Annotated in this window: 17 protein-coding genes; 10 read left to right on the forward strand and 7 right to left on the reverse strand. The window is 66.0% G+C overall.

Going from position 1 to position 9,456, the window contains the following annotated elements; all coding sequences use genetic code 11:
* The first annotated feature begins 5 nt into the window (after nt 1–5).
* Nucleotides 6–179 carry a hypothetical protein gene (locus tag FHR19_RS16750; RefSeq protein ID WP_184030924.1) on the forward strand — a complete coding sequence of 58 codons (174 nt, stop codon included), beginning with the start codon at nt 6–8 and terminating at the stop codon, nt 177–179.
* Here FHR19_RS16750 and FHR19_RS16755 read toward each other — a convergent pair.
* The gene (locus tag FHR19_RS16755) at nt 176–787 is read right to left on the reverse strand and encodes a hypothetical protein (protein ID WP_184030926.1); all 612 of its coding nucleotides are present in this window, start codon (nt 785–787) and stop codon (nt 176–178) included. The two genes, FHR19_RS16750 and FHR19_RS16755, sit on opposite strands and share 4 nt — an antisense overlap.
* An 82-nt stretch (nt 788–869) precedes the next feature.
* Between FHR19_RS16755 and FHR19_RS16760 the strand changes: the two genes are divergently transcribed.
* The 6 genes from FHR19_RS16760 to FHR19_RS16785 all read left to right on the forward strand — a co-directional run bounded on the left by FHR19_RS16760 (nt 870) and on the right by FHR19_RS16785 (nt 3,283).
* Nucleotides 870–1,439 (forward strand): hypothetical protein, encoded by a 570-nt coding sequence (locus FHR19_RS16760; protein WP_184030928.1) that lies wholly within the window; start codon nt 870–872, stop codon nt 1,437–1,439.
* The gene (locus FHR19_RS16765; protein ID WP_184030930.1) at nt 1,436–1,702 is read left to right on the forward strand and encodes a hypothetical protein; all 267 of its coding nucleotides are present in this window, start codon (nt 1,436–1,438) and stop codon (nt 1,700–1,702) included. Before FHR19_RS16760 ends, FHR19_RS16765 begins: the two co-directional genes overlap by 4 nt.
* 11 nt (nt 1,703–1,713) lie before the next feature.
* Nucleotides 1,714–1,911: a hypothetical protein gene (locus tag FHR19_RS16770; RefSeq protein WP_184030932.1), complete on the forward strand. Its 198-nt coding sequence runs from the start codon at nt 1,714–1,716 to the stop codon at nt 1,909–1,911.
* Nucleotides 1,908–2,402 (forward strand): hypothetical protein, encoded by a 495-nt coding sequence (locus tag FHR19_RS16775; RefSeq protein WP_184030934.1) that lies wholly within the window; start codon nt 1,908–1,910, stop codon nt 2,400–2,402. Before FHR19_RS16770 ends, FHR19_RS16775 begins: the two co-directional genes overlap by 4 nt.
* Nucleotides 2,403–2,405: 3 nt before the next feature.
* Nucleotides 2,406–2,834, forward strand: coding sequence for a M15 family metallopeptidase (locus FHR19_RS16780; RefSeq protein WP_184030936.1), 429 nt, complete (start codon nt 2,406–2,408; stop codon nt 2,832–2,834).
* A gap of 74 nt (nt 2,835–2,908) precedes the next feature.
* The gene (locus FHR19_RS16785) at nt 2,909–3,283 is read left to right on the forward strand and encodes a hypothetical protein (protein WP_184030938.1); all 375 of its coding nucleotides are present in this window, start codon (nt 2,909–2,911) and stop codon (nt 3,281–3,283) included.
* Here FHR19_RS16785 and FHR19_RS16790 read toward each other — a convergent pair whose 3' ends face one another.
* The 3 genes from FHR19_RS16790 to FHR19_RS16800 all read right to left on the reverse strand — a co-directional run bounded on the left by FHR19_RS16790 (nt 3,284) and on the right by FHR19_RS16800 (nt 4,880).
* On the reverse strand, nt 3,284–3,532 hold the full coding sequence (locus tag FHR19_RS16790) for a hypothetical protein (RefSeq protein WP_184030940.1): 249 nt from the start codon (nt 3,530–3,532) through the stop codon (nt 3,284–3,286).
* A gap of 105 nt (nt 3,533–3,637) precedes the next feature.
* Nucleotides 3,638–4,483, reverse strand: coding sequence for a hypothetical protein (locus tag FHR19_RS16795; RefSeq protein ID WP_184030942.1), 846 nt, complete (start codon nt 4,481–4,483; stop codon nt 3,638–3,640).
* Between the two features lie 4 nt (nt 4,484–4,487).
* A complete protein-coding gene (locus FHR19_RS16800; RefSeq protein ID WP_184030944.1) occupies nt 4,488–4,880 on the reverse strand; it encodes a hypothetical protein in 393 nt (130 codons plus the stop codon).
* A gap of 32 nt (nt 4,881–4,912) precedes the next feature.
* On the opposite strand from FHR19_RS16800, the gene FHR19_RS16805 reads away from it, so the two are divergent.
* Together FHR19_RS16805 and FHR19_RS16810 are read left to right on the forward strand one after the other, a co-directional pair.
* A complete protein-coding gene (locus tag FHR19_RS16805; protein WP_184030946.1) occupies nt 4,913–5,401 on the forward strand; it encodes a hypothetical protein in 489 nt (162 codons plus the stop codon).
* Entirely contained in the window at nt 5,398–5,769 is a 372-nt protein-coding gene (locus tag FHR19_RS16810) for a hypothetical protein (RefSeq protein WP_184030948.1), read from the forward strand. Before FHR19_RS16805 ends, FHR19_RS16810 begins: the two co-directional genes overlap by 4 nt.
* A 9-nt stretch (nt 5,770–5,778) precedes the next feature.
* Here FHR19_RS16810 and FHR19_RS16815 read toward each other — a convergent pair whose 3' ends face one another.
* Nucleotides 5,779–6,222, reverse strand: a complete 444-nt coding sequence (locus tag FHR19_RS16815) for a helix-turn-helix domain-containing protein (RefSeq protein WP_184030950.1) — start codon at nt 6,220–6,222, stop codon at nt 5,779–5,781.
* Between the two features lie 63 nt (nt 6,223–6,285).
* On the opposite strand from FHR19_RS16815, the gene FHR19_RS16820 reads away from it, so the two are divergent.
* Entirely contained in the window at nt 6,286–6,978 is a 693-nt protein-coding gene (locus FHR19_RS16820) for a helix-turn-helix transcriptional regulator (protein WP_184030952.1), read from the forward strand.
* A 9-nt stretch (nt 6,979–6,987) separates the two neighbouring features.
* Here the strand turns inward: FHR19_RS16820 and FHR19_RS16825 are convergent, their stop codons facing one another.
* Together FHR19_RS16825 and FHR19_RS16830 are read right to left on the reverse strand one after the other, a co-directional pair.
* A complete protein-coding gene (locus FHR19_RS16825) occupies nt 6,988–7,572 on the reverse strand; it encodes a hypothetical protein (RefSeq protein WP_184030955.1) in 585 nt (194 codons plus the stop codon).
* Nucleotides 7,573–8,025: 453 nt separating this feature from the next.
* Nucleotides 8,026–9,342 carry a phage integrase central domain-containing protein gene (locus tag FHR19_RS16830; protein ID WP_184030958.1) on the reverse strand — a complete coding sequence of 439 codons (1,317 nt, stop codon included), beginning with the start codon at nt 9,340–9,342 and terminating at the stop codon, nt 8,026–8,028.
* Nucleotides 9,343–9,456: the final 114 nt, after the last annotated feature.

Here is a 9,456-nt window from a genome sequence, read left to right on the forward strand (position 1 = left end):
GCATGATGGATGACGACATCGACATCGGCGGCGTGCCGCACCGGTCCGTCTGCGTGATGAAGCCCTCGGGCGACCGGCTGCGCATCTTGGTGCCGTCCGACGAGGCGGCCGCGATCCTCGCGCAAGGCGTGATCCGCTTCGTCCTCTGCCCGCAGCAGGAAGCCGACCCGGGGAACTAGGGCTTCGGTACCACCGTCATCGGCGTGAATACGCGCTCGGATTCCTTCATGATCACATTGTTGCCCAGCGTCTCGACGACGCCCGGGTGACCATCGCGTAGCGCGCGCGCCAGGGCTGACCCGCTCTGGCGAAGCGCAGCTTCGACCTCGGGCTTCATGACCATCACGCTGCCGTTCTTCTCCTCGAGGATATGGCCGGCCCGATGCGCGAAGAACCTCGCGCATTTGGCATCTTTCGCAAGCACGGTCAGCTTTCGATCGGCAGTGTTGTAGACGTAATAGACGCGCAAGCTGTCCGATTGCGCACGGCAAGCATCCCAGAACGCAGTCTGCGCGTGAAGTTCGGCAAGCCACTCCTTCTCGTGCTGCCCGCTCGCCTTCAGCAGGTCGTCCTCGGTGACGTCGCGATACATCGCCGTATCGATCAACTTCGTTCGCAAATCCTCGAGCACGATGTTATCGAACGGACCTTCGACGTCAGGATCGAGCGCCTGCTGTTTTTCGACGCGCGCGAACAGTTCGTCGATGCGCCTTTTTGCGACCTGCATCGAATAGGCACGCCCCAAGGCCACCGACTGTTGGATTTCGCGCTCGAGGTCGTTTGACATGCCAGCACTATAACCGGCCAAGTGCCAAGAGCCAGTCACTTCAAATTGCATAAGATAGCAGAGTTACGCGATACTGCGTCGCATGCTTCTTCCCGCAAACCTCATCATCGTCGGGCTGCATTCGGAACGGCCGCGCTCGGGCAAGTCGACCGTAGCGGCCGCGCTGGCGCGCCTAGCATCCGGCAGAGTTCGCTCCATCGCCGGGGCGATCCGCGTCGAGGCGCGCCGGCTTGGCTTCGACGAGGCCGCGAATGCGAAGGGTGATGACAAGGACGTGCCGATGCAGGCGCTGGGCGGCCTGTCCCCGCGTCAGGTCCTGATCCTGATCGGCGAGCACCGTGCCAAGCGATACGGCCAGACCTATTGGCTCGAGCAGCTGATCGCGTCCGTGATCGAAGACGCCCAGATCGAGCCGATGTTCGATCATCTGATCATCATCGACGACGTGCGCCGCGCCGAAGAGGGGCAGCGCCTGATCGACCTCGGCGCGACCGTCTGCACGATCGAACGCGACGGCGTGGCCGACGTCACCGACATCAACGGGTGGCACAGCGACGTCTTCCACACCTTCCGCAATGACGGAACGCCCAACGACTGCGCGCAGCGGATCTGGGGCCGGTCGCTGATGAACCGGGCGCGGGTGCGTGCATGACCGACATCGTCACCCTTGTCCTGAGCAGCGGCATCATGACGGGCATCGGGACGGCCTTCGCCTTCCTGCTTCGGGCCAATCTGGCGAAGGACAAGCTGCTCGCCGAGATCCTGAAGGAGCAGGGCGAAGCCACCCGCCAGGGGGCCAGGGCCGACTACGCCGTCGCGCTCGCCCTCCAGCGCATTGAACAGAAGATGGGTCTGACGCCCTCCGTCGGCGTCGACCCGCAGGCCCTGCCGGCGGCGACGGGAGGGCAGTCGTGAACATGCGCGAGATGGGTCGGGTTCTTCGGTGCGCCTTCACGCCGCGGGTTCGCGGTCATGACGAGCTGCGGCGCGCGATCGCCGAGAAGCGGGCGGCGGGCGATCGGCTGATGCTGGTCGGCGCCACCATCACCGCCACGATCGACGGCCACAACGATGTTCACCGCTCCGTCGTCGAGGCGACCGAGCGTGCGGGGGATTTCCGGTGATCGCGTTCTTCATTGCCCTCTACATCGCCTGGGGCACGATCGGCGCGCTGGTCGCGATCAACTACGGTGCGATCGCGCACACGACCTGGCGCGAGCAGGGTGGATCCTGGCGGACGGCGCTGGGCGAATGGCTGGCGGTGCCCCGCTGGCTGATCGCGTGCACTCTCCGGGACATCGCGTGCATGGCGACGTTCCGGGCGCTGCCCGACGATGCCCCGCCGCCCATCCACTACGACGCCGGCCACATGCTGCGTTTCTTCGTGTCGATGAGCTTCATCTGCTCGGCGGTGTTCGGATTCGTGTTCTGGACCGTCGACCGCGGCGACTGGCCGACCTGGCTGCTCGTCGTGAACGCGACTGCCGTGATCACCGCGATGGTCGCGGGCCTCGGCCACCTGTTCCTCGCCTGGCGCCGGTCCCCGCGCCTGTGGCGCTTCACCACGCTCGGTGCCGTCGCGTTCGTCGCGACCGCCACGATCATCGGAGGCTGACCCATGCCCTTCACCCTGTCCGAACGCTCGCTGACGGCGCTTGTTGGCGTCGATCCCCGCCTAGTCGCGGTCGTGCGCCGTGCGATCGAGATCACGAAGGTCGACTTCATGGTCGTCGAAGGCGTGCGCACGCAGGCGCGGCAGAGCGAACTGTACGCGCAGGGCCGCACCAAGCCCGGCAAGATCGTCACCTGGACCCGCATCTCGCGGCACATGCGCAATCCCGTGACGGGGTGGGGCGAAGCGGTCGACCTGCTGCCCGCGCCCTACGACTGGAAGGACGTGCGGGGGTTCGACGCGGTCGCCGATGCGATGATGCAGGCCGCGCGCGAGAAGGGCGTGAAGCTGCGCCATGGCGCGGACTGGGACGGGGATGGCGCGCGCCGCGAGAAGGGCGAGACGGACAATCCCCATTTCGAGCTGGCCAAGTGAAGGCGGGGCGGGTTTTCGCGACCCTGCGTCGCTGGATCGACGCTCAGCCGCTTCAAACCGACGGGGGTACGCCGTTGCCGATCAATCCGCAGCTGACGCCCCAGTCGGAGAGTCTGCGCCGGCTGATGACGATCGCGCTGTTCGGCGCCGGCGTCGTCTGCACGGCGGGCGCGGCCGCGATGGTGCTGATCATCTGGCTTGGCGGTTGGACGAGCGACACGCAGGCGCAGCGGCTCGAGATCCTCGGCTGGGCGCTGCTCGGCATGCTGGCCGGCGTGCTGGCTGTGATCATCTCGTTCGCGATCGGCGGCCCGGTCGGTCGGCTGAAGGGCGGCATCGGCCTGGCGAGCTTCGAGGCGAGCGCGGCAGGAGACGGCGCGCCGGTGGCGCAGGTGACGACCACGACGACGGTGGCGCAGCCAGCACCACCGGTCAGCGAGGCGGACTGATCACTTCGGTTGCGACTGCTCGAAATATCCCTGAAGCAGTTTCGAGGCGTTCTGTGCGGCTCTGCACCAGTTGTCGTGCGCCTCGAGCGCGCGCTTCGCCTTCTTGACGAACGTGTCGCTGGCGTCTCTGGCATGCGTCATTTCCGCCATGTCGAGCGCGTGCTGGACTTCCTCTGAACACTTTACCGCCTCGCCCCAAGCGAGATCGAACGCCTCCTTCGCCTTCGCGACCTGTTGTTTGGTAATCATAAATTCGAACCCATGATTGCGCGATTATAAGATCGCTGTCCTACCAGCTGAGCCATTCCCAGATGGTCGGCGCCTTTACCACGGCCGTCGGAAATCAACACTGTTCTACCCGGTTGGTCGCCCGCAGCGGGTAAAGCCGCCCAGCGCGCGGATCAGGCTCATCGCGACCTCGTACGCCTGCTTCAGACCATCCTCGTGCGTCAGGAAGTCGTCGAAGTACGTGCCTTGCGCCGCGATCTTCACGTCCATCAGGTGCGCCAATACCTTGCGGTCTTTGGTCGGATAGTCGCCGGGCCGGTTCCGCATACGAACGTACAGCCCGATCGTCGTGGCGCCATATCGGAATGCCAAAGTGTTTACGAGCTCCCCTGGATAGTCGGCGATGCGGGCCAGCCCGTGTTCCTTCAGCAGCTGGCGGGCGAGAACTTCGGCGATCGCCCATGTCTTGATCTGCAAGCCGTCGGACAAAAGGTTGTCGCGCTCGAGGAGCCCGTGGAGCTCGCGAAGTTCGCGTGGCGTGAATCGCTCGTCCCATGCTGCGAACAGCTTGAGCATCTTGTGCGCCTCACCCTGCAAGGCGTCGACGTCGTTGCGCGCGCGTTCCGCGTGGGCGGCGAAGCTGGCGACGACGTCGGGCGTCAGCGGACTGGTGATGAAGTCCGAGCAATAGGCCGGGAAGTCGCGGGTCTGCTGCTCGTCGATCAGCTTCATCATGATGCGCTTGGGCTGACCGCGCATTCGCAAGATCGAATGGGTGTCGCGTAGGATGACGATGCGCTTCGGATACGCGCACGCGTGCTGAAGGACCCGGCGTGTCACCTTCGCGGCATCGCCCTTGTGCCATTCGACAAAGACGGTGTGGGGTATCGCGACGCGGTTTTCCGGGGAGGCGTCGAGATACTCGCGTAGCCCGTCTCGCTGGACGAAGTTGTTGTCGGCAAGAGCCAGCACGCCCTTAGCCCACGCGCTCGAGCAGGAACGTCCCCTCCGTCTCGTCGAGCTCGACCACGCGCATCTTAAGGTTCGGCGCCGGCGAACTGCGGTCGATCGATCGGGGCACGGCATCCTTGTCCTTGGCGATCAGCAGGATCACGCTGACCACGCCGTCGAGATGGTCGCGCGCGTGTGCCAGGTTTTCGATCAGCTCGGTGAATCCGGGCCGCGACTTCCACGCCCCCGGCTCGTCGTCCGACCAACTGCGGTACAGCCGTCCCTTGTCCTCGAACTTGTCCTGCCACAGGCGCACGGCCACCGCCGAACCGTCAGGGCTGCGCCCTGACCAGCTCCACCTGATGTTCTTAGGTACGACCCCGAAGTACTCGAACGCCTTGCTGTGATTGCCTGCCACGATGATCTCCCGGCCGTGACCATAGCCGGGTCGTGCTGACGGGCAACCGCCTGCACGCATTGCATAAGTTCGAGCCGATTCGTCACAGTCCGCATGTCACGGGAGACACGGCGATGTTGGCGACGATCGGTGCATGGGGAGGCTGGCAGGCCCTGCGCGCGTCCATGCGCTGGGTGCTGCCGCTCGCCGCGATGGTCGGCGTCATCGTCGGCTTCTGGCTTCTCGTCGTGGCACCGCGCATCGAACTGCGGCGGGCCGAGATCAAGGCGCAGGCGGACCAACTGCAACGGACCGAGGATGCGCTGAAGCGGGTCGAGGCGCAGGCCGCCGCGCAGCGCGAGATCGATGCCGAGAAGGTGGCGGCGGTGGATGCCGCAGCGACGGCCCGTGTCGAGCGCATCGAGCGCACCACCGTCATTCGCCAAGCCGCCGCAGCGCGTGCCGAGGCGGCCGGCGATCCCGAGGTCAGCGACGGGCTGAATGACTTCTTGGCCGATCTGCGGAAGGAGCAGGGTAAGTGAACCCGTTGAGAGAAGCCGAAAGAGGGTTCGCCCAATGCGGCATATTGGCGGTTGCTTTTGCTGCGGTGTTAATTTTGCTCGCGCTCGCAGGCTGCTCGACCACCGGCGCCCGCGACCGCGCGCTGATCGCCGCTGGCCAGGCTGCCGCCACGCTGCCGGCCATGTCCGATGCCGAGCTGACCTGCGATGTCGAGCCGCGCGCGCCGTCGCCGAAGGGCGCTGCCGCCCGGGTGCGCGAGAGCCAGGTCACCAACTACATCCTCGATCTGCGCGAAGCGGGTGCCGACTGCCGAGACAAGCTCGGCGTCGCACGGCGCGTGTGGCGCAAGGTCGAGGACGTCCGCAGCCGAGCCGTGCCGCCACGATGAGCCTGTTCACTATGCGTCTGGACTGGACCGATTTGTCCTGCTGAAATCCACGTCCACGATGTTGCCAATCTCCGGTGAGGGGACAGCCACCTCCGGACCGATCTTTGCATGTACGCCGGCCTGAACCAAACGGCGACGCGCGCTGGCGATGACGACAAGCCAAGGTCCTTCACCCCAAGGCCATCCCTTTTGCGGCTCGACGAGCAACAGATGCGATCCGGTATCGGCGAGATACTCGATCGTCGCCTCGACTTCGTCCTCCACCTGCTCGATCAACTCGCGTACCTGCCGCGGCACAGCGGCATCGCCACGCGTCCACTTGTCGACCGACGACCGGTTCACGCCGAGCTGGTCCATGATCACCTGGCGCTCTAGACCGAGCGCAGCCCGGCGGGCGCGAAACTCCACGCCGCCAATCAGCGAATCGGGATCATCCTTGGTCAGACGCGGCATGCCCACTTGATTGCACGGGCGCGTTAAGAACTGGAAGACGATCCTTGCAGTATTGCAAATGTCATGATCGCTGTCGCCGTTCAGCCCTGGTGCCCGTACACCGCCGAAACATTCCCGCGATCGCATGGCCGGGTCTCGCTGGCCGAGGTGCTAACGACATACACGCTGCTGCAGGATGGCACCGGGGCCCCGCAGATCGCAGAGGCATTCGGCGATCCCGGTGACGAGCGCGTACGCGGTGTCGTCGCGGCGTCGATCCGCCTGCTCGGTCGCCAGCTGCTAGAGGGACGGATGAAGGCGTACGCCCGCCCGATCGGCGGCGGCGAGCCCGTCGCGATTCCGGCGGGTGCGTGGGAACTGGACGACTTCGTGCTGCGCTTCGCGACCTGCGCCATCGATCCCCGGCGGCCGTTCGACGCGACCGCCACCCCAACGCACAGCATCTTCGTCGACGACGCCGCCATCGACGCGATCTACGGCTTGTTCGCCCCCGAAGGCCTGTCGCGACCGCGCGCGCAGCGCGCCCCTGCAAACCCATCGAACGACGCGCCCCCGGAGAGTCCGGACGCCAGGTCCGCGCCCGAGCTAAACCGGTTCCTGCGGCTGGACGAGGTCGAGAGGATTGTCGGGATCAAGCGCAGCACGATCTACGATCGTATCCGGGATGAGCGATTCCCGCCCCAGATCGACCCCGGTTCGCGGCCGGCGCTTTGGCGCGAGAGCGACGTGCGGGCCTGGCTGGCGGATCCGCGCTGACGCCGGCGGTCAGGGATAGGTCGGACCCGACCGCTGCACGATTTCGAGGAATCGCCTGACATCGTCGTTCGATAGCCGCAGCGAGCTGCGCCAGTGCTTGCCCGTCGGTCGCTTGCCGTTCCAGAACAGCTGCGGCGCGCGCTTCAACACCCGCTCGCCCGTCTCGATGTTGTCGTGCTTCAGCAGGTTGTTGACCTCGTTCAGCAGCGTCAGCCCGTCGCCATCGACTGCGTACCCGAGCTTGCGCACCGCCCGACGCAGCCCCCGGAAATCGCTGTCGTTGTCGCCCGTCCAATATCGCGCCGACGTCTCCCAGAAGTGGAAGATGCTGCCCGTGAACGCCTCGCGGATCACCTTCTGCGCCATCGACGCCTTCATGGCTTCCCACCGCAGCGCGCCGCGCGTGCTGACGATCAGCGCGCCGTCCTCGTCGTACTCGTCGTCGTCTTCGCCGCTCTCGACATAGCGATCATACGCTTCCTCGGCAGCGCGATGCGCCTGCTCCATCGCACCGATCGACGCGTCGAACGCGAGCCGGATCTGCTCGATATCGCTGGCGAACTGGAACGCGCGGATGCCGGGGATCTCGACCATGGCCGGATGCTATGCGCTGCGGGCCGCGTCATCCAGTCGGTTGCACAAGATTGGACGATCACCCATTATTCGGCTTGGGCGTAGCCCGTCAGGTTCACCGCATCGGGGACCGACGCAGATCCAGCTGCGTGCTTTGCCAAGGGCGACGGCCCACTGGATAGCGCATCCCGGGTGCGTACTCTGCCAAGGGCGATAGCCCACCGCGGAACGAATGGCGGCGAGGCGACGGCTTCGCCGCCCTCTTCGTAGGAGGAGCGGTATGAAGCGCGGCAACGGTCATTTCATCATTGACGAGATTATGCGCCATCAGCCGACGCGGGACGAGGCGATCGAGCTTGGTGGAGGGCGTTGCCTAGTATGGCTTAATGGCATTGGCCCATGGGTCAGTAGCCCCGCATTTCCTCGGGCACCTGTGTACCAGAATAGTGCAGCGGATCCCGGCATCGTCACGAGCTAGCGATACGTCGACCGCCTCTTCCCGGTCATCACCTCGCCCGCCGGAACCGCGCCTTCCATGATGATCGACGCCCAGTCCTCGGCCAGCTCGCGCCGCCGCTCCATGTATGCCGACCGGTTGTACGTGAACTCCTCCGCCGACATGCCGACCGGCTTGTGCGCCAGCATCAGGTCCACGATCAGACGGTCGAGGTTGTACCGCTCCGCGCCCATCGCCTGGCGTTCGACGCGCCCGTTCATGATCGTCGAGAACGCGCTGCGCCACCCGTGCGGCACGTGTCGCCCCTTGTAGCCGATGCGCTTGTAGAGGAACGACACCGCGTTCTCGCTGATCGGGTCGGACGGATCCCATGCCGACGGGAACACCATCTTGCCCCGCCCGGTGAGCGCTTGCACCGCATGCAGCGCATCGACCGCCGCCTGCGACAGCGGGATCTCGTGGTCGTACGCGTCGTTGTCGCGCAGATCGTACTCGAGCTTCATGCGCGCGCTCGGCACCTTCCACACCGCCGCGGGCGACGGCTCGCCGGGCTTCGCCCAGTCGATCCCGTGCAGCTCGGTCCAGGGCATTCGGTGAACCATCCCGGGGCGCTGCGCGGTCAGCGCGATGAACCGCGACGCCAGCTTGGTGGTCGGCATCGCGCCGGCGGCATCGACGTCCTGGATCAGCTGGCGGAGCGCGGCGGGATCGGTCAGCGCCGGCCACTTTCGCTTCTTCGGCACGGCCGCCATCGCCTCGCGCACGTCGGCCGCCGGATTGCCGCAGCCCGCACCGTGCGCCTTCGCCCACTTGAACACGCGCTCGGCACGCTGGCGCAGCCGCCGCGCCGTCTCGATCGACCCGCGCTTCTCCACCTTCTTCAACGCGGCGAGGATCAGCGGCTCGTCGATGTCGGTCACCGGGTATGCGCCGATGGAGGGGAACAGGTCGCGCTCCATGCTGGTGATCACGTCGTCGGCGTGCACCGGGCGCCAGCGTGCCTTCGTCGTCTCGAACCAATCGCGCGCGTGCTTCTCGAACGTGTCGTTCGCGCGCGCCTCGCCGACCATCTTCACGCGCTTCGCCTCGAGCACCGGGTCGCGCCCGGCAGCCAGCGCGTCCTTCGCCTTGTCGCGCATCGTCCGCGCGACCCTCAGTGTCGTCGCCGGATACGGCCCGAGCACCAGCACCTTCTCCTTGCCGAGGTGCCGGTACTTCATGCGCCAGATCTTCGCGCCCTTGGCGGTGACGAACAGATACAAGCCGCCGGAATCTGCCAGCTTGTAATCCTTGTCGCGGGGTGTGGCCGTGCGCGCGGCGGTGTCCGTCAGCACGGATACCCCCAGTATCGTCCGCTGGCGTCCGGATACCCCCACTCTCCAGGAGCGGGTACCCCCACGATACCCCCGGATGCCCCCGGCTGATGTCGGATGTCGTCGGCCTTCATC

This window comes from Sphingomonas yantingensis, from assembly GCF_014199325.1.
In the GTDB taxonomy this organism is placed as follows: Bacteria; Pseudomonadota; Alphaproteobacteria; order Sphingomonadales; family Sphingomonadaceae; genus Sphingomonas; species Sphingomonas yantingensis.